Origin of the sequence: Methylicorpusculum oleiharenae (assembly GCF_009828925.2) — a bacterium.
Taxonomy (GTDB): domain Bacteria; phylum Pseudomonadota; class Gammaproteobacteria; order Methylococcales; family Methylomonadaceae; genus Methylicorpusculum; species Methylicorpusculum oleiharenae.
The window spans coordinates 829802-848419 of the sequence record NZ_WUTY02000001.1 but is presented as its reverse complement, the minus strand read 5'-3'; the positions used below and the strand labels follow the sequence as shown (position 1 = coordinate 848419).

The window sequence follows — 18618 nt, the reverse complement described above, 5'->3', positions numbered from 1 at the left end:
GGGCCCGGAAAATCAGGTCTATCAGATTGATTGCCCTCAAGACATGCGAACAACCCAGCCAAATTAACGGGATATTTTACCCTCCCGATAAAAGCCCTGCATTAAGTTGATTTTCGCAAAGAGTAAATCATGCTGCCAGAAAAGGTTTTGGCTTCACTTTATAAGTGAGATAGCGATTTTTAACATGGACCTAAATTTTCGTTTCCTTTTTAAAGCTGATCACTTTATTAAGCGGGCTCAGATTGATTTCATCGATCACGATAGCCGTGTTTGATGCCAATACATATAAAACCGCATCGGCAACGTCTTCAGGTCTTATAAATTGACCTTCAGCAGTTCCCGGCTGAAACGATAGCGCATCAAAAAAAGGCGTTTTGACCATTCCGGGATTAATCAATGCGACTCTTAAATGACTTTTTGAGCATTCTTCCCGTAGCGCCTGAGTAAAGCCGCGTATTGCGAATTTACTGGCGCAGTAGATGCTGCCTTTTTGTGTGCCGCGCAAGCCCGCTTCCGAGCCGATGAATATGATATCGCTTTTTGACCGGCGCTTGAAATGAGGCAGCAGAGCGCGCGTCAGGAAAGCCTGGCTGGTAAAATTGATGGTCATCAACGCCTCTATCTGAGCATAGGAAAACTCCTCCAACGAGCCAAACTGCCCCATGCCTGCACAAAAAACTGCGGCGTCAATGGCGGGGTAAGTTTTGAGTAAGCACTGAGCTGCCTGAGGTAGAGAAGATAAATGACTTAAATTCATTTCAAAGGGATAAAAATGAGGCAGCGCTTTGTTGAATTGCTTGCAATCTCTCGATGCGCCGATGACAGTATGTCCCTGGTCGAGTAGTTTTCTGGCTATCGCGCGGCCTATTCCCGAACTTGCGCCGGTTACCAAAACGGTTCTGGCTAAATCTGACATGGAAAGTATTTTTCCTCAGGTATGAATTTGAGCAACTCGTCGCGGCAGTAATCAATCATGTCCAGCTCAAGATCGGCAGGATAAGACACCTTGCCTTCAGCGCTAATCAACGGTCCGGAAAATAATTTTTCCTCGGGATAGAGCTTGTGCATCTTTTTGAAGTAGTGTTCCGGTAATCTGAAAACACCGAGACTGACCGAATGCAATTGATTTAATTCGATAATCGAAAAAACCCGTTCAAAAAACTGCCGGTAATCGGATTTAAAATCCCGATAGTAAATCAAAGGATCAAATCGCAAACCGATAGGCCATCCTGCTGTCTGCAGTTTGGATAAGGCAATCAAACGTCTGTCCAGAGAAGGTGCCTTGTCCTCAATTGCCTTGGCGACGGAGTCAGGCGACAGACTGAAGGCGACCACACAGCGAGGATGAGGCCTGCGCTCCAGCAATGTTCTGACCTGGGTGCTCTTGGTTCTTAACTCCAGCCAGGCATTAGGCAATGTTTCAAATACCGGTAAAAACGATTCGGCAAAACCGGTGACCGGCTCCAAGGCCAAACTGTCGCAATCGTAACCTGAAAAAAAATGCGTCATTTCATTGCCAGCGCTTTGGCTGATACGCAAAATTTCCTGTTGATAGTCTTCATAGTTTACGAATAACACGAAGTGTGCCGACTGGTACATGCCTTGTAAAAAGCAATACCGGCAGTCGTACAGGCAATTGAGCATATGGGAAAAATAATAGTTTTTTTGAGCGCCTATCCCATAGCCGCCGGGTGCCTCAAGCACAAATCGCTGATACTTTTCCGCCAGGATCAGTGCTGGTTTCAGTTTTTGCAGCCGGAAATTTTGAGCGCGGGGATTAAACACTTCCCCATAACGCTGACAGCCGATTTTGCGCGCATTAGGAAATCGCGCGCAGATTTCATCAACCCTGGGATGGTTTGCGATACTTTCTTCAATATAAATAGTGTCAATCATGGTAAGGAAAAAAAGGAGAGGGCTTGTGATTTATCGCATCAACCTTATATAGGGTAGAATACCATTAACTCATTATTAAACCGTCTTACTATGAAAACGAAAAAAATTGGTTTTATCGGTGGTGGCAACATGGCCTCCAGTCTTATTGCTGGCCTCATAGCCAGCGGCCATTCTTCCGGCGATCTCTGGGTTCATGATGTCAACCATCAGGCGGCCGATGCTTTGGCGGCCGGACATCAGATTAACACAGCCGACAGTAGCAGAGGGCTTATCGAAAAAGTTGAAATTATTGTCCTGGCGGTTAAGCCACAAGTTATCAAAGAAGTATCACAGGCCATTGCGCCTTATTTGAACCCGCAACAACTCGTCGTTTCTATCGCGGCAGGAATACCGCAACGATCCTTGAGTCATTGGCTGGGAGAAAAAGTAGCGATTGTCCGCTGTATGCCCAATACACCCGCATTGGTATTAACCGGAGCAACAGGCTTGCATGCCAATGCCAATGTCAGTGCTGAGCAGCGTGACCTGGCAGAAAATATAATGCGTTCTGTGGGTGTTTCTTTATGGTTTGATGAAGAAAGTCAGCTCGATACAGTTACCGCAATTTCGGGCAGTGGGCCGGCCTACTTTTTTCTGTTGATGGAAGCGATGGAAAAAACGGCATTGGAACTGGGTATGGATGAACAAACGGCCAGGTTGCTGGTCCAGCAAACTGCTTTAGGCGCTGCAAAAATTGCGCTGGAGGCTAGCGAATCGCCTGAGCAATTACGCAAACGGGTCACCTCACCCGGCGGCACGACGCAGGCGGCGATAGAAACTTTCGAGCACGCCGGTTTTTCGAGTCTTGTTGAAAAAGCGATAAAAGCGGCCAAAGACCGTTCAATTGAAATGTCCAAACAACTGGGAGAATGCTGATGGATACTTCTTATATGTCAAATCCGGCAATATTTTTGATTGACACGTTATTTTCGCTGTACATTTTAGCGGTCATGCTACGTTTTCTCCTGCAATGGAGTAACGCCGACTTTTACAATCCCATCTCTCAGTTTTTGGTAAAAGCGACCCATCCTCCCATCAAATTATTGCGCCGGTTCATTCCATCAGTGGGAAAAATTGACACATCCTCGCTGGTTTTGGTGATGGTTTTACAAATGACGGCCGATTTTTCCATTCTTTTGTTAAAAGGCGTGTCAATAGGCTTTGCTGCTTTGTTGATCCTCTCTTTTACACAAGTGATTTCGCTGCTTTTAAATATTTTTATTTTTGCGATATTTGCACGAGCCCTGTTGAGCTGGCTCAATCCAGGGGCTTTTGACGCTGCATCTTCATTACTTTACAGCCTTAGCGAGCCATTACTCAGATTGTGCCGCAGTTTCATACCGAATTTTGGCGGCGTTGATTTAACACCATTAGCGGCCCTCATTTTACTGCAACTGGCTAAAATGGTGCTGCTGCCGCCGCTTCACCAATTGGCAGGGTTAATTGGATAAATGTATACAGGGAAGTAAATTTTCTTCTACAATCGCAAACAATTAAAAAGATATCTGCTCACCCCTTCAATTTTATCGGGTGCAGGAGGTTCATTGAAAAGGCTTCTGCAACAGGGACTTATTTACGCATCCTTTGAAATTAATCACCAGCACCCTCAATACAAAGCAGGCGAGAAGTTACTAAAAAAGTTTACCCGGCCAGTAATGGGTAATTTATAACAAAGTGACTAGTTCAAGTCACACATAAAAATTATGCTGCTGTTCTTTATGCCTAACAATTTGAATCGCGCTTAACTATCTATGCCTTACAATTCGGCCCAATCAAGGTTTATTGTAGTGATCATTTTAATTGCGCTTTGCAATGTGCCCGCCTATGCAAAAAAAATGTATCGCTGGGAAGATGATCAGGGGAATGTCTTTTTTTCTGATCAGATCCCTCCCGAACATTCAAAATTCCGGCGTGATACTCTCAGCAAGAAAGGGCGTGTACTGGAAACCACGGACAAAGCCAAAACAAAAGAAGAGCAGGAACTGGACAAACGGTTGCAGGAATTGAGAAGCGCCCAGGAAAAAATCATAGAAAAACAAAAATCTTATGACCGCGTTCTAATCAGCACGTTTAGAAGCATTGATGACTTATTGCTGATGATCAAGGGCAAAACCGAATCTATGGAATCACAGATAAAAGCAACCGATAGCAATCTTAACCGGCTTCAATTTCAACTGGATGGTCAGCAAAAAAAGGCAGCTGCCTTTGAGCGTAACGCTCAAAAAGTGCCAAATGAATTGTTAAAAGATATCGCGTCAACTCAACAGCAAATTCAGGAAACCCAAATTTCTATCAATAGACTGATAGAAAAGCAGAGCCAGATGAAAAAAGCCGATAATGCTGACATCGAGCGGTATCTGTTTCTGACGCAATTGCGCACTGAAAATCAGCCCAAAACCAATCTTACTGCAAGCATAAAAGACGCAAACGAATTGGGTTTGTTTTATTGTGAAAATGATCATCAATGTAACAAGGCCTGGGAAATCGGCCGCAACTTCGTGCACTTCCATTCGACAACCGGTGCGGATATTGATAGCGATAAACTCATAATGAGCCGTCAGCCGTCCAAGGACACTGATTTAAGTTTGTCGCTATCCAAAATCGCAGTTAACGAGTCCGAATACCAGCTGTTTCTTGATATACGCTGCCGCGATTCTTCGCTAGGAAAAGAGCTGTGTAACAGTGGGAGAGTCAACGAAATAAGATCGGCTTTCAGGCCTTATATCAACGATGCTTTATCGAGAATGACCGACCAGTAAAGTCCCTACGCCCTGGTCGGTAAGCAGTTCCAGTAAAACCGCATGTTCCACCCTGCCGTCAATGATATGAACGCTGGAAACGCCTCCTTTTAACGCGTCAGTTGCACATCGCGTTTTTGGGATCATACCGGCTGAAATTGTGCCGTCTGCAATCAGGTCGTTAACATCATTGAGTGACAGTCCGGTCAGCAGATTGCCCTCCTTGTCCAAAATACCGGCGGTATTGGTAAGCAATATCAGCTTTTCTGCTTGTAATACTTCAGCCACCTTGCCGGCAACCAGATCGGCATTAATGTTATAAGAGAAACCGTCGTCTCCGACACCAATCGGTGCAATAACCGGGATAAAATCACTGCCGTTAAGCATGGATAAAACGGAAGGATCGATGCTGCTAACTTCTCCTACATGGCCTAAATCGATAATCTCGGGCTCTAAAACCTCAGGCGTTAATTTTTTCATCGTGATTTTTTTTGCATGAATAAAATCGCCATCTTTTCCAGTCAGGCCAATCGCTTTACCACCGTGACGATTGATTAGATTCACAATTTCTTTATTGACCAAACCGCCCAGAACCATTTCGACCACATCCATGGTCTCGCTGTCTGTGACGCGCATGCCGTCGACAAATTCGCTGGTTTTACCCAGGCGTTTAAGCAAATCACCGATTTGAGGGCCGCCTCCGTGAACAACAATGGGATTTAAGCCCACCAGCTTCATTAAGACAATATCCCGGGCAAAACTGTTTTTCAATTCGTCATCGATCATGGCATTACCACCGAATTTGACAACAATGGTTTTGTCTTTAAAACGTCTGATATAAGGCAGAGCCTCGATTAATACGTGGGCGATTTGATGTGCTGTCTTTGATTTCATATTTTTTGCGAGTGCTAACTTAAAAAGGCAATACTATATCGGGTTTAATCCGGGTCATCAGCATTTTGAATTCATTTTGAATACGCTTTAAAGCATGCTGAGAGTCTGCCTCAAACCTCAAAATCAGTGAAGGCGTGGTATTGGATGCTCTAACCAATCCCCAGCCGTCAGTAAAATCAGCTCTGAAACCATCCACTTGCGTGATCTTGCAGCCTTTTAAATCGGCTTTGGCAATAAGCGCATTCATGAAGTTGATATTTTCGCCTTCAACCATGTGGACCATTAATTCCGGTGTGTTGATACTGTTGGGAAATTCAGCAAAAATTTGGGCGCTGGAACGCTTATCAGCAGCGATAATCTCCAGCATTCTGGCCGCGGAATACAAGGCATCGTCAAAGCCGAACCAGCGGTCGTTAAAGAAGATATGTCCGCTCATTTCTCCTGCCAGCTTGGCGCCTGTTTCTTTAAGCTTGGCTTTCATAAAAGAATGTCCAGTTTTCCACATCAGTGGGCGGCCGCCGTATTTTACAATCTGATCTGCCAAATGCTTCGAACATTTGACATCGAAGATGATTTCAGAGCCCGGTTTTTTGGATAGAACATCTTTTGCAAAAACCATCATTTGCCGGTCCGGCCAAATGATATTGCCATCCGAATCGACGATACCCAGACGGTCGCCGTCTCCATCGAAGGCAATACCCAAATCAGCCTCATGCTTTTTTACCGCTTTAATCAGGTCACGCAGGTTTTCAGGTTTGCTGGGATCCGGATGATGATTGGGAAAGTTACCGTCAATATCACAAAATAACTCTATAACTTCACAGCCCAACGTTTTCAGTAGAACCGGGCCGATGTCACCGGCGACGCCGTTGCCGCAATCTAGTACAACCTTTAAGGCTCTTTCCAAATTAATATCTTCTGAAATAATGCCGATATATTCAGAGACAAACATGCTGTTTTGGTCAATTTCCCCGCGAGTATCCGTCTTGTAATCTTCCTCTTCCATGCGTTTCTTCAAGTCCTGAATTCGCTCTGCGGCCAAGGTGTCACCCTTAATGACCATTTTCAAGCCATTATAGTCCGCTGGATTGTGACTGCCGGTGACCATCACGCCTGAGCGACCTTCGGTATGCTGAACCACAAAATATAAAAGAGGTGTAGGAGCCATGCCCAAATCAAGGACATCACAGCCGGTAGAGGCAAGACCTTTGGCTAGCTCTTCGGCAAATACAGGGCTGGAGTTACGCCCGTCTCTTGCTATAACGGCGGTTTTACAGTCGTTATTTCTTATTTCTGTTCCCAGCGCCCGGCCAAGGTCATAAACGATGCTTTTAGTCAGTGTCTTGTCAACAATCCCACGTATGTCATAGGCCCGGAAAATTTCATCCGGTACGCCGCGTTTAACAGGCGCAGGCGCAACAGTCTGTGGAATGGAAAATTCGTGGGACATTGCTATGGTTTTTTCTTTAGGTTTTGTTGCCAGTTTCTCTATTTCAGGCTCGCTCACATCATCAAATGAGATTTCTTCAATGGCAAAGCTGGACTGCTCAAAAAAACCATCAATATCCAAATTGTCATCTTGCACCAAAGGTTCATCATGGTGATCCATAACCCGTTTAAATTGAACCAGCGTTGAAATGATGATGCTCATTTCCGTCAGATAAACAGGGTAATTGCCATGAGCATTACCCGTCATCAAATCTTTAACAGCCAACAGTACGCTACTTTGGTCATGCGAAAGCATTTCCGACGTTTTTCTGTAACTGACAAAAAATGCCAATAAAACGAGCAAGCAGCAGGCAATCACGATACCAAAAATCAGTCCGGCTTCGCCCATTGACGCGCCGCCTTCATACCAAACTTCTATCATCCAGGCGGTATTGGCAACGTTAACGGTGTTTTTGTCTGCGTTACCTTTTAGAGATTTATCGCCCGTACTCGCCAGTTCAAAGTCCGCTTGTTTTAATAAAATTAACTGATCTTTGATGGGCGCAACCTTTAAGCTCTCATTCAAAAAGTCATAGCTCAAACTGGCCAGAATAATACCGATGACGCGTCCGTCGTTAACCACTTTTGCGGTCAAGGCCAGATGCCGATTAGGTCCCGCATCACCTTGAATGGTGGGCATTTGCCGGGCATTAATGGTCTCTCTGACCATGTCAAGGTCAGCAAAACCCATATGGGGAATTCGGCTGGCGTCCAATTCATCAACGCCAGGTCTTAACAGCCTGATAGCCAGAGCGCTTGGCAGTAAATTGGTCAGTCTGTTTTCAACCGCATGGACCAGGTCCGGATTTTTGCTGTCGATTGCGCTGATCACATCAGGATCTTGTGCCATCTTGATAAGCACGCTGTTCAACTGGTCAATTTGCGCAGATATACCAAACGCAGCGCCGGTGGCAATAGAAGCGGAAGAAGCTTCTTTTGCCTGATTGATAAAAACGGATGTAGTCCAAAATACGCCTCCGCCGGCCAATATGACCAAAATCACTGCGATTGCCGATAATGTCAAAAAGATGCGTTCCATCAATGTGCTCCCGAGTAATTATTCTCTTCCTGTATGACCAAATCCGCCGGTGCCGCGCATACTTTGATCAAACGATTCAACGCACTCAAATTCAGCTTGTACCACGGGAACAAATATCATCTGCGCTATTCTCTCGCCGATTTCTATTTTAAAAATGGTTTGTCCCCGGTTCCAGCAAGACACATAAATTTGACCTTGATAATCTGAATCAATCAGTCCGACCAAATTACCCAATACGATGCCATGTTTATGGCCTAGTCCAGACCTCGGTAAAATCATTGCCGCCAGTTGTTTATCCTCAATATGAATGGCGATGCCGGTAGGAATAAGGCTTGTTTCACCAGGATTTAAGGTAAGCGGTTCCGTAAGACACGCTCTTAAATCGAATCCTGCCGATCCTGAAGTGGCATAATCCGGTAATGGAATTTGCTTGCCTAGCCGGTCATCCAGAACTTTAAGTTGTATTTTTTTCATTCATTTTCTCTGCGATTAACTTTATTAATTGTCTGGCCAGCTGGGATTTATCCGTCATTTCCAAGTGTTTTTCCCCTCCCTTCCAGTAGACCTGCAGCGCATTTTGATCTCTATCAAAACCGCCCTGGTCTTTGCCCACCCAATTTGCCGCAATCATATCAAGATTTTTTTTCGCTAATTTATCCTTTGCATACCGCTCCAGATCGTGTGTCTCGGCGGCAAATCCGACGGTAAAAGGCCTTTGTTCTTGGAATGCAGCCACGTCGGCAAGAATATCCCGGGTCTTGAATAACTCAAGAATCAGCGTGGTTTCGTTTTTTTTAATTTTTTCCGGCTGATTAGCATTCGGGCTGTAATCAGCCACTGCGGCTGCACCTATATAAACATCGCTGCCGGGCGCTACGGCAATAACGGCCTCATGCATTTGTGCAGCAGATTCGACATTAATGATCCGGCAATTGAGAGGCGGCGCTAAAGCAACAGGGCCGCTGACCAATGTAACGATTGCGCCGGCTTCGATCGCGGCCTCTGCAAGTGCAAAGCCCATTTTGCCTGAGCTTCGATTGGTGATGAATCGGACCGGATCAATAGGCTCGCGAGTCGGACCCGCGCTGATCAACACTTTTTTACCCGATAGTTCGCCTTCTTCGCGGCTGAAAAACTGTGAAAGCGTCTCGCAGATGACGGGCGGCTCGGCCATGCGGCCGTATCCGATTTCCCCGCAGGCTTGTTCACCGGTCGCCGGGCCAATGAATCTGAAGCCATCCCGGTTAAGACGCGTCACATTCTCTTGAGTCACGGCTTTGTTCCACATCGCCTGATTCATTGCCGGCGCAACAAAGACAGGGCAAGTCGCGGCTAAAACAAGGGTTGATACCAAGTCATCAGACAAGCCATGGCTGAATTTGGCAATGCAATTGGCCGTAGCAGGGGCAACGAGCACACTGTCCGCCCAACGTGCCAGATTGATATGCCCCATTACATGTTCCTGGTTTTCATCCAGCAATTGAGTGCCGACAGGATGGCCTGATAAGGCTTGAAAAGTAAGCGGGCTGATAAATGCTTGAGCGGACTTAGTCATAACGACACGCACGTCAAAGGCCTGTTTCCGTAACAACCGGACCAGTTCCGCAGCTTTATAGGCCGCAATGCCGCCTGATACGGCGAGTAAAATATGCTTGCTAATAATTTTCGCTCAACTTTTAAATATCAAAGAGTTTTCGTTACTACCCGTCCGTTTGGAATTGAGGGTGTAGATGATTGATTGAAAAAGCTTCTGCAACAGGGACGGTTTCATGCGTCCTTTGAAATCAAGCACCTACACCCAATGAAATGGGAGCGGGTGAGCCGCTACGCGTTTTCAATTAACCCCTTTTCACCGTCAAAAAACCAACTGGTCATTATGGCAAGTATAGCTAATTTCTCCTATCCTTAAATTTTAGGTCTGATGGAGTGGCTCCATGACAATCAAGGACTGGCCTGCAGATGAGCGGCCAAGAGAAAAGTTACTGCAAAAAGGCGCCGGTTCTTTGACCGATGCTGAGTTACTGGCAATTTTTCTGCGTACAGGCACGCCCGGTCAAACCGCTGTTGATCTGGCTCGCACCTTGCTGATCGAATTCGGCTCGCTACGCACGTTGTTAGACGCCAGTCAGCAGCGCTTTTGTCAAAGTAATGGGCTGGGTCCGGCAAAATATGCACAAATGCAAGCCGTCCTGGAAATGGCCCGACGCCATTTTCACGAGATCCTTCAGCGAGGTGACGCCTTGACCAGTCCGGAGATCACTCGGGCTTACCTTAGCGCCCAATTAAGAGGATACAGCTATGAAGTTTTTGCCTGTTTATTTCTAGATAACCAACACCGGGTGATCAAGTTTGAAGAATTGTTCCGGGGCACGATTGACAGCGCGGCCGTTTATCCCCGGGAAGTCGTCAAGCGAACGTTGCATCATAATGCGGCCGCAGTGATTTTTGCGCATAACCATCCGTCCGGAATTAACGAACCGAGTCAGGCTGATAAACAAATCACCGACAAACTCAAGCAAGCCTTGTCGCTGTTTGATATCCGCCTGCTGGATCATTTTATTGTCGGTGACGGCCAGCCTTATTCATTTGCCGAGCACGGATTGCTGTAAATCCCAGAAAAAAATCTAACATCAAGCGCGCGTCAACTGAGCCTCAGCTTCATGATATTTTTCAGCAGTCCGCTGAATCACGTCCTCGGGCAAATGAGGTGCGGGAGGTTTTTTATCCCATGCCAGCGTTTCAAGATAATCCCGTACATATTGCTTGTCAAAACTGGGCGGGCTGATGCCTACCCGGTATTGATCGGCCGGCCAGAACCTTGAAGAGTCGGGCGTTAAAACCTCATCAATCAGATGCAGCGCGCCTTGCTCATCCAAGCCAAACTCAAATTTGGTATCGGCAATAATAATGCCTCTCTCTAGGGCATAAGCGGCCGCTTCTTGATATAGGGTTAAACTGGCCTTACGAACCTGCTCCGCCATTGCCCCGCCGAGTAACGCGACGGTTTGGGCAAACGAAATATTTTCATCATGATCGCCCACGGCAGCTTTTGACGAGGGTGTAAAAATGGGCTCAGGTAATTGCTGGGCCTGCTGCAGTCCTTCCGGTAACTGAATGCCGCAAATAGCTCCGGAGGCCTGATAATCTTTCCAGCCTGAACCTATGATGTAGCCGCGGACAATGGCTTCAACCGGTAACGGTTTCAGTTTTTTGACGACAATGGCGCGTCCTTCAATTTGTTCTCTCTCGGCCGCATCAGGAACCGCCTCGGCCAAAGTCATGCCGGACAGGTGATTGGGTAAGACGTGCGCCATTTTTTCGAACCAAAAATTGGACACATGCGATAACACCAGACCTTTACCAGGGATAGGGTCAGGGAGTATCACATCAAAAGCCGATAAGCGGTCCGTTGTGACAATCAGCATGTGCTTGTCATCAATATCGTAAATATCACGCACCTTGCCGCGAGCGAGCAGCTTAAGATTTGATAGAGATGATTCGAATAGAACCGACGGCGCGCTCATAATGCCTCACTTGAAATAAAAATTAATGGCATAATTCTAACATCGTTTTGTTCCTTGAGTTTCATATCCATGAGTTGGTTAGGTAAAATCTTTGGCGGTGCATTTGGCTTTCTGATGGGCGGCCCGCTGGGTGCGATTCTAGGTGCCTCTTTAGGTCATCAATTCGATGTTGGCATGGATCACTCGGTGACTGACGAATCCTTTGGGCCGGGTGATGCGCATCGGGTGCAAATGGCGTTTTTTACCGCCACATTTTCTGTCATGGGGCATATCGCCAAAGCCGATGGCCGGGTTTCCGAAGCAGAAATCAACATGGCCAAGCAAATCATGACACAACTGTCTTTATCAGAGGCCATGAGGACGACGGCGATTAATTTGTTTCAGCAAGGGAAAAATAATGATTTTCCTTTGGATGACGTGCTGGATCAGTTTCGCAGGGAATGCCACCGTCGCACGAATTTGATCAGGATGTTTTTGGAAATTCAATTACAGTCAGCGTTGGCCGACGGACAATTGCATGCCATAGAGGACCATCTTCTGTTGCATATTTGTCATCGGTTGGGCATTTCTCGTTTTGAATACGAGCGCATCAAATTGCAAGTCAATGCACAGCAACGGTTTTATTCTCATCATCAGCAAAGTCAGCATCCGGTCAAAAAACAAGACAATCTCAGTGATGCTTATGCCATTTTAGGTTTGACTTCTGACGCTTCGGACAGCGATATCAAAAAAGCCTATCGCCGCTTAATCAGTCAGCATCACCCGGATAAGCTCGTTGCTAAAGGATTGCCTGAAGAAATGATGACCTTGGCCAAAGAAAAAACCCAGCGTATCCGAAAAGCTTATGAAACCATCACTGAAACTCGAAAATCAGGACGATAAAGCTTTCGTAAACCATGCCATCCGGACAACAGTAAAATACATGAGACAAAAATAGCGGAGGATAGAGGCGGCGAAACGTTGCAATACGCCAGCAATTTCCAATTTGAACTTTTAATCTGGCTTTGAGGGACGGCGTAAGCCTTGCGAGGAACGCCGTAGACCCATCCATGGGGGCTTGACGGCAGCATCCCTGCTGCCAACATCCCCGCAAAGCTTACGCTGCCGCCTCTTATTTGTCATCAAACTGGGAATTGCCGGAAATACGCGGCTGATTTATCAGAATCAGTAAAGCCGGTTAAGATCATCTTCTTCTTGTAAATTCATTTCTGAACCACCCGCCAGACTTTCTGCTCCCAGCTTGATCATCAGTCTTACTTCATTTCTTGAATCTGCAGAATTGAGAGCATCTTCATAACTGATCTTGCCTGCCACATACAGATCGTAGAGGGCTTGGTCGAAAGTTTGCATCCCTTGCTCTCGCGATGTTTTCATCAACTCTTTAAGCTTGTGTACTTCACCTTTCCGGATATAGTCGGATACCAGCGGTGTGTTGATCAGTATTTCAATCGCAGGATAACGGCCCTTGCCATCCGCGCGGGCAATCAATTGCTGTGCAACAATGCCGCGAAGATTCATAGACAAGTCCATAAATAACTGCCCATGCATTTCATCGGGGAAAAAATGCAGAATTCGGTCAATGGCCTGATTGGCATTGTTCGCATGCAGAGTGGTTAAACACAGATGCCCTGTTTCGGCAAAAGTAATAGCCTGCTGCATGGTTTCGCGGGTTCTGACCTCACCGATCAAAATGACATCCGGCGCCTGCCGCAGCGTATTTTTTAAAGCGACTTCATATGATTCGGTATCCATGCCCACCTCGCGCTGAGTCACAATGCAGCCAAGATGCGGGTGCATGAACTCAAGCGGATCTTCAATAGTGATAATGTGCCCCGAGGTGTTTTGATTGCGGTATTTGATCAGTGACGCAAGGGAGCTTGATTTACCGGTGCCTGTTCCGCCAACAAAAAGAACTAGTCCCCGTTTATTCATCACCAATGTTTTAAGTACCGGCGGTAAATTCAAGTCTTCGGCGTCAGGAATATTCGTTTCTATGCGTCTTAATACCATGCCCGGCGTATCGCGCTGAGTATAAGCGCTGACCCTGAAGCGGCCTAAATCAGTGTAACTGATCGCAAACTGGCATTCCTTGGTATTTTCAAATTCATCTTTTTGCCGCTGATTCATGATGCCGGTGACAATGGCTTCAGCTTGCTGGGTATTCAATTTGGATTTTGACAGCTCAATTAATTTGCCATCGACTTTTATGGTCGGCGGCCGACCGGTTGTAATAAACAAGTCGGACGCTTTTTGCTGAACCATGATTTCCAGTAACGGCTTAAAATCCATGTCGATTGCCTCAGCGGAACATATCTTTGTTGACCGATTTAGACATCGCAGCTTTCGCAGTCACCAGTCCTTTGTCGACCATTTCTTTTAAATTTTGATCCAGGGTTTGCATGCCTTCTTTCCTGCCGGTCTGAATGGCTGAATACATTTGAGCCACTTTGGCTTCACGAATCAGGTTACGGATTGCCGGTGTTCCGACCATGATCTCATGTGCAGCGATACGTCCGCCGCCCACTTTTTTGAGCAGTGTTTGAGAGATGACCGCCTGCAAGGACTCAGACAACATAGACCGGATCATGTCCTTTTCTGCCGCAGGAAAAACATCGATAATCCGGTCAATGGTTTTCGCCGCCGATGTCGTATGTAATGTGCCAAAAACCAAGTGGCCTGTTTCCGCAGCAGTCAGTGCCAGCCGGATTGTTTCAAGGTCGCGCATTTCGCCTACCAGAATAATATCCGGATCTTCCCGCAAGGCAGAACGCAAGGCTTCCGTAAAGCCAAGGGTGTCTCTATGAACTTCCCGCTGGTTAATCAAGCATTTCTGGCTTTCATGAACAAACTCGATAGGGTCCTCTACCGTCAAGATATGGGCGTAATCATTGGTGTTGATATGGTTGATCATCGCCGCCAGCGTTGTCGATTTGCCGGAGCCTGTCGGCCCCGTAACCAATACCAGCCCTCTGGGCTTTTTGGTCACTTCTTCAAAGAATTTGGGGGCATTGAGATCTTCCAAAGACAATACTTTGGAGGGAATCGTTCTGAATACAGCGGCAGCGCCCCGGTCCTGATTAAACGCGTTAACACGAAAACGCGCGACGCCCGGTAATGCAAAAGAGAAATCGGTTTCCAGAAATTCTTCATAATCCCGCCGCTGCTTATCATTCATGATGTCATAAATGAGCGCGTGGACCTCCTTGTGATCCAGTGCGGGAATGTTGATGCGCCTGATATCGCCATCAACCCGTATCATAGGCGGCAACCCGGCCGACAAATGTAAATCCGATGCGTTATTTTTAACCGAAAAAGCCAAAAGTTCAGCAATATCCATAAAATCCTCTGGAACTAGCCTTGTGTTGAAAATTAAACAGGTTTAAGCCTAGACTAAGTCTTTGATTTTTTGAAGCGGTATTGTGTAATACCCCTCCCTTTCATAAAACCAGTCCACAATGATAGTGATTGCCGATCAATTAAGTCAGATAAAATCCCGGATAAGCGCGGCCGAATCAAAATATCATAGGCTACCGGGCGCCGTGCAACTGCTGGCCGTCAGTAAAACCAAAAGTGCATCCACCATCGCACAGGCTTACAAAGCCGGACAGCGGCAATTTGGCGAAAGCTATCTTCAGGAGGCACTGGCAAAGCAACACGCCTTGAGCGCTTTCAATATAATCTGGCATTTTATCGGGCCGATTCAATCGAATAAAACCAAACAAATTGCCAGTCATTTTCATTGGGTGCACAGCGTTGATCGATTAAAAATCGCGCACCGCTTGAGCGAGCAGCGTCCGTCTGATTTACCGCCTTTAAATATTTGCCTGCAAGTTAACATCAGCCATGAAAACACCAAGTCAGGCATTGATTTACAGGAACTTCCCGGGTTTATTGATGAGGCCTTAAGCCTGCCGAATATTGTCGTCAGAGGCGTGATGGCGATACCCGCGCCGGAAACTGAGTTTGCTCGTCAATGTCTCCCCTATCGCGCACTTTATGAAGCAGTTAAGGCGTTAAATTTACCCCAGCTGGATACCTTTTCTTTTGGCATGAGCGATGATTTGGAAGCGGCTATAAAAGAAGGCTCAACCATCGTGAGAATCGGAACGGCGTTGTTCGGCGAGCGCAATTAACAGGCAGGTTCGGTTTATAGCCCGACTGAAGTTCAATTCTCATCCTTTTTTTTACCAATAGACACGGTGTATTGTTTGACGTCCTCAACAGCCGCAATAATCTCTTTTCTGTTTTTGTTGATGTAATAGCCGCTGACAATACCCATGCCGAACAGCAAAATAGGGTATTTGGCCATTTTCAAAATAACGGTCGCGCCAATTTTTGTCCCTACGGCGACGACGCTTAACTTAGCTAAAGGATGGATATCTTTGCCTGATTCAGCATTATCATCATCGTCTTTCTCCAAACTTTGATCGTTCATGCTCTTCAATCTCCTGAAAATTAATGATTGCTGATAGTAGTGTAAGTTTTATTATCCGGCAATTTTTCTTGTTAAATGAAATCAGTGTTTGACAGATTGAGACAACCGGTCGTATTATTTGTCCATGGCAGAAAAAAATCAAAAGCAGATCAATCGTGAAAACTTGTTGAGCCAAGGCGTTGCCTTGCTCATGGCTCAAGGTTATCACGGTACGGGATTGAAGGAGATTTTGGACGCCGTCAATATTCCGAAAGGATCCTTTTATAATTATTTCGGCAGTAAGGAAAACTTTGGTGCTGAAGTTATTCAGCATTATATCGAACCTTTCATCCAGGAGCTTTCCGGTCATTTGAAGAACAATGACGGAAACGCGCTAGGTGCGCTCAAACGCTATTATGCCGAACTCATTGAGGGTGCTGAAAAAGCGGAATTTAAAGGCGGGTGTCTGTTAGGTAATTTAATGGGCGAAATCAGCGATACCAGTCCACTCTGCCAGACATCATTACAGGTTGCGGTCAAACGCTACCGTGATCTTTTAAGGACAGCTCTGCAGCAGGCTCAAGAGCAAGGGACCATCAGAGCTGATAAATCAGCGGAAGAGATGGCCAACTTGCTGGTTGACAGCTGGCAAGGCGCTTTACTGAGGATGAAAATTGAAAAATCATCCAGCCCTTTAAAATATTGCATAGACAATTTACTCAACGACTTATTTATGCCCTGATTTTTTTAACCAAAAATAAGACGACCAGTCATTTAAAATGAGGACAACACCATGCCCAAATACATCATCGAAAGAGACATACCCAATGCAGGTGCTTTATCAGTCGAACAGTTGCAACAGATTTCTCAAAAATCATGCTCTGTTCTCAAGAACATGGGGCCGCATATCCAATGGCTTGAGAGTTATGTGACGGACAATAAAATTTACTGTATTTATATCGCGCCCGATGAAACAGCCATCCGCGAGCACGCTGAACAGGGCGAATTTCCTGTTAACCGAATTTCCCAAATCAAAACCATCATCGATCCCACCACCAGCGAATAATTCAGTTAACACTGAGAGGAGCCTTCAACGTTTAAGCAACTACTGGATGCCAAACGGGCCCAGGGTCTTTGGCGCCGCATGAACAATTACAAGAAGAGTGAATACACCATGAAAACAGAAATGATTAAACCCGCACAACCGCTACGAAACTTTTTAAAAGTCAGTTTTTTTGCCGTATCGACAATAGCACTATCCGGCCTGGGCTCATTGTCGGTGCAAGCCGATGAAACCTGTATGTCGCCTTATATGGCCAAAATTGTAGGCCAGGAAGATTTCGTTTATGTCTGGACATTAGGTATGGAAGGGGTTGGCGATGAACAGGACAAATTGGTCACAGTTGACGTCAACCCCAAATCGGCCAGCTACGGAAAAGTCATCAATAGCTTGTCGGTCGGTGGACGCAATGAAGCGCATCACTCCGGCTTTACCGATGACCGCCACTATTTATGGGCAGGCGGCCTGGATACCAACAAGATTTTCATTTTCGATGTGCATACCAATCCAGCCAAACCCAAGCTGACTAAAGTCATTACCGACTTTGTCGCCAAGAGCGGTGGTGTCGTGGGTCCTCACACAACCTATGCGTTGCCGGGCCGGATGATGATTACCGGGTTATCCAACAACAAAGATCATGGCGGCCGCACCGCATTGGTTGAATACACTAATGAAGGTGAATATGTGTCGACTTACTGGACGCCTACCGACAGTAACCTGCAAGGCGCGGTTAAAACCGGAAATTATGCCGACGGTTACGGCTACGATGTGCGTGTTTTGCCCCGGCGTAACCTGATGCTGACGTCTTCGTTTACCGGTTGGTCGAATTACATGATGGATTTCGGCAAAATGCTCAATGATCAGGAAGCCATGAAGCGCTTCGGAAATACGGTTGTGCAGTGGGATCTTCATGCCCGTAAACCTAAAAAAGTGCTTGATGTGCCAGGAGCGCCGTTGGAGATACGGTGTGCATGGGGAGCCAATAATAATTATTGCTTCACCAGCACCGCACTCACTTCAAAAATCTGGCTGATATACGAAGATAAAGAAGGCGCATGGCAAACTAAAGCAGTTGCCGATATCGGTGAGCCCAGCAAGATTCCGTTGCCTGTCGACATTTCCATCTCCAGTGATGACAAAATGCTGTGGGTCAACACGTTCATGGACGGCAAAACCCGCGGTTTCGATATTTCCGACCCGTTTAATCCCAAACAAATATACGAACAAAAAATCGGCGCACAGGTCAATATGGTTTCCTCCAGCTGGGATGGCAAACGGCTTTATTACACCTCTTCGTTACTGGCCAATTGGGACAAAAAAGGCACTGACAATGAGCAGTTCTTCAAACTGTACCATTGGGACGGCAAGGAATTGAAACAGCAATTTGCTATTGATTTCATCAAGGAAAAACTGGGCCGGGCGCATCAAATGCGGTTTGGCGCATACTCTTTGTATGCCGCAAATTTACCTGCCCAACAATCGGTCCTGGCTAAAAATCCATGAGGTAATTCCTCACTTGCCCTGAT

General features: G+C 46.3%; 19 protein-coding genes. 9 read left to right on the top strand and 10 right to left on the bottom strand.

Annotation, left to right across the window (positions count from 1 at the left end):
- Positions 1–190: 190 nt before the first annotated feature.
- Positions 191–916, bottom strand: a complete 726-nt coding sequence (locus GO003_RS04015; protein WP_159659196.1) for an SDR family oxidoreductase — start codon at positions 914–916, stop codon at positions 191–193.
- Positions 904–1896: an SPL family radical SAM protein gene (locus GO003_RS04010; RefSeq protein ID WP_159659197.1), complete on the bottom strand. Its 993-nt coding sequence runs from the start codon at positions 1894–1896 to the stop codon at positions 904–906. The genes GO003_RS04015 and GO003_RS04010 overlap by 13 nt, the downstream gene beginning before the upstream one ends.
- 90 nt (positions 1897–1986) lie before the next feature.
- Between GO003_RS04010 and proC the strand changes: the two genes are divergently transcribed.
- The 3 genes from proC to GO003_RS03995 all read left to right on the top strand — a co-directional run bounded on the left by proC (position 1987) and on the right by GO003_RS03995 (position 4694).
- Positions 1987–2811, top strand: a complete 825-nt coding sequence (gene proC, locus GO003_RS04005; protein WP_159659198.1) for a pyrroline-5-carboxylate reductase — start codon at positions 1987–1989, stop codon at positions 2809–2811.
- The gene (locus GO003_RS04000) at positions 2811–3386 is read left to right on the top strand and encodes a YggT family protein (protein ID WP_159659199.1); all 576 of its coding nucleotides are present in this window, start codon (positions 2811–2813) and stop codon (positions 3384–3386) included. The genes proC and GO003_RS04000 overlap by 1 nt, the downstream gene beginning before the upstream one ends.
- Before the next feature lie 336 nt (positions 3387–3722).
- The gene (locus GO003_RS03995) at positions 3723–4694 is read left to right on the top strand and encodes a DUF4124 domain-containing protein (RefSeq protein ID WP_159659200.1); all 972 of its coding nucleotides are present in this window, start codon (positions 3723–3725) and stop codon (positions 4692–4694) included.
- Here GO003_RS03995 and argB read toward each other — a convergent pair.
- Genes argB through coaBC form a run of 4 tightly spaced genes read right to left on the bottom strand, consistent with a single transcriptional unit; the run spans position 4671 to position 9757 of the window.
- On the bottom strand, positions 4671–5567 hold the full coding sequence (gene argB / locus GO003_RS03990) for an acetylglutamate kinase (RefSeq protein WP_159659201.1): 897 nt from the start codon (positions 5565–5567) through the stop codon (positions 4671–4673). The genes GO003_RS03995 and argB overlap by 24 nt on opposite strands.
- A gap of 19 nt (positions 5568–5586) precedes the next feature.
- Positions 5587–8094 carry a phosphomannomutase/phosphoglucomutase gene (locus tag GO003_RS03985; protein ID WP_159659202.1) on the bottom strand — a complete coding sequence of 836 codons (2508 nt, stop codon included), beginning with the start codon at positions 8092–8094 and terminating at the stop codon, positions 5587–5589.
- An 18-nt stretch (positions 8095–8112) separates the two neighbouring features.
- Positions 8113–8568 carry a dUTP diphosphatase gene (gene dut / locus GO003_RS03980; RefSeq protein ID WP_159659203.1) on the bottom strand — a complete coding sequence of 152 codons (456 nt, stop codon included), beginning with the start codon at positions 8566–8568 and terminating at the stop codon, positions 8113–8115.
- Positions 8549–9757, bottom strand: coding sequence for a bifunctional phosphopantothenoylcysteine decarboxylase/phosphopantothenate--cysteine ligase CoaBC (gene coaBC, locus GO003_RS03975; RefSeq protein ID WP_407942110.1), 1209 nt, complete (start codon positions 9755–9757; stop codon positions 8549–8551). The genes dut and coaBC overlap by 20 nt, the downstream gene beginning before the upstream one ends.
- Positions 9758–10028: 271 nt before the next feature.
- Here coaBC and radC point away from each other — a divergent pair, with 271 nt between their 5' ends.
- Positions 10029–10703: a RadC family protein gene (gene radC, locus GO003_RS03970; protein ID WP_159659204.1), complete on the top strand. Its 675-nt coding sequence runs from the start codon at positions 10029–10031 to the stop codon at positions 10701–10703.
- Positions 10704–10724: 21 nt separating this feature from the next.
- Here radC and GO003_RS03965 read toward each other — a convergent pair whose 3' ends face one another.
- Positions 10725–11618, bottom strand: a complete 894-nt coding sequence (locus GO003_RS03965) for a phosphoribosylaminoimidazolesuccinocarboxamide synthase (protein ID WP_159659205.1) — start codon at positions 11616–11618, stop codon at positions 10725–10727.
- A gap of 69 nt (positions 11619–11687) precedes the next feature.
- Between GO003_RS03965 and djlA the strand changes: the two genes are divergently transcribed.
- A complete protein-coding gene (gene djlA, locus GO003_RS03960; protein WP_159659206.1) occupies positions 11688–12500 on the top strand; it encodes a co-chaperone DjlA in 813 nt (270 codons plus the stop codon).
- A 282-nt stretch (positions 12501–12782) separates the two neighbouring features.
- Here djlA and GO003_RS03955 read toward each other — a convergent pair whose 3' ends face one another.
- Together GO003_RS03955 and GO003_RS03950 are read right to left on the bottom strand one after the other, a co-directional pair.
- Entirely contained in the window at positions 12783–13907 is a 1125-nt protein-coding gene (locus GO003_RS03955; protein WP_159659207.1) for a PilT/PilU family type 4a pilus ATPase, read from the bottom strand.
- Positions 13908–13917: 10 nt separating this feature from the next.
- Positions 13918–14955 (bottom strand): type IV pilus twitching motility protein PilT, encoded by a 1038-nt coding sequence (locus GO003_RS03950; protein WP_159659208.1) that lies wholly within the window; start codon positions 14953–14955, stop codon positions 13918–13920.
- A gap of 118 nt (positions 14956–15073) precedes the next feature.
- Between GO003_RS03950 and GO003_RS03945 the strand changes: the two genes are divergently transcribed.
- Entirely contained in the window at positions 15074–15751 is a 678-nt protein-coding gene (locus GO003_RS03945; RefSeq protein WP_159659209.1) for a YggS family pyridoxal phosphate-dependent enzyme, read from the top strand.
- A gap of 32 nt (positions 15752–15783) precedes the next feature.
- Here GO003_RS03945 and GO003_RS03940 read toward each other — a convergent pair whose 3' ends face one another.
- Positions 15784–16053: a hypothetical protein gene (locus tag GO003_RS03940; RefSeq protein WP_159659210.1), complete on the bottom strand. Its 270-nt coding sequence runs from the start codon at positions 16051–16053 to the stop codon at positions 15784–15786.
- A gap of 124 nt (positions 16054–16177) precedes the next feature.
- Between GO003_RS03940 and GO003_RS03935 the strand changes: the two genes are divergently transcribed.
- The 3 genes from GO003_RS03935 (at position 16178) to mtoX (ending at position 18595) form a co-directional block, all read left to right on the top strand.
- Complete coding sequence (locus tag GO003_RS03935) at positions 16178–16774, top strand: TetR/AcrR family transcriptional regulator (protein ID WP_159659211.1); 597 nt, start codon at positions 16178–16180, stop codon at positions 16772–16774.
- A 51-nt stretch (positions 16775–16825) separates the two neighbouring features.
- Positions 16826–17098: a DUF4242 domain-containing protein gene (locus GO003_RS03930; protein ID WP_159659212.1), complete on the top strand. Its 273-nt coding sequence runs from the start codon at positions 16826–16828 to the stop codon at positions 17096–17098.
- Between the two features lie 108 nt (positions 17099–17206).
- The gene (mtoX, locus tag GO003_RS03925; protein ID WP_231088810.1) at positions 17207–18595 is read left to right on the top strand and encodes a methanethiol oxidase; all 1389 of its coding nucleotides are present in this window, start codon (positions 17207–17209) and stop codon (positions 18593–18595) included.
- Positions 18596–18618: the final 23 nt, after the last annotated feature.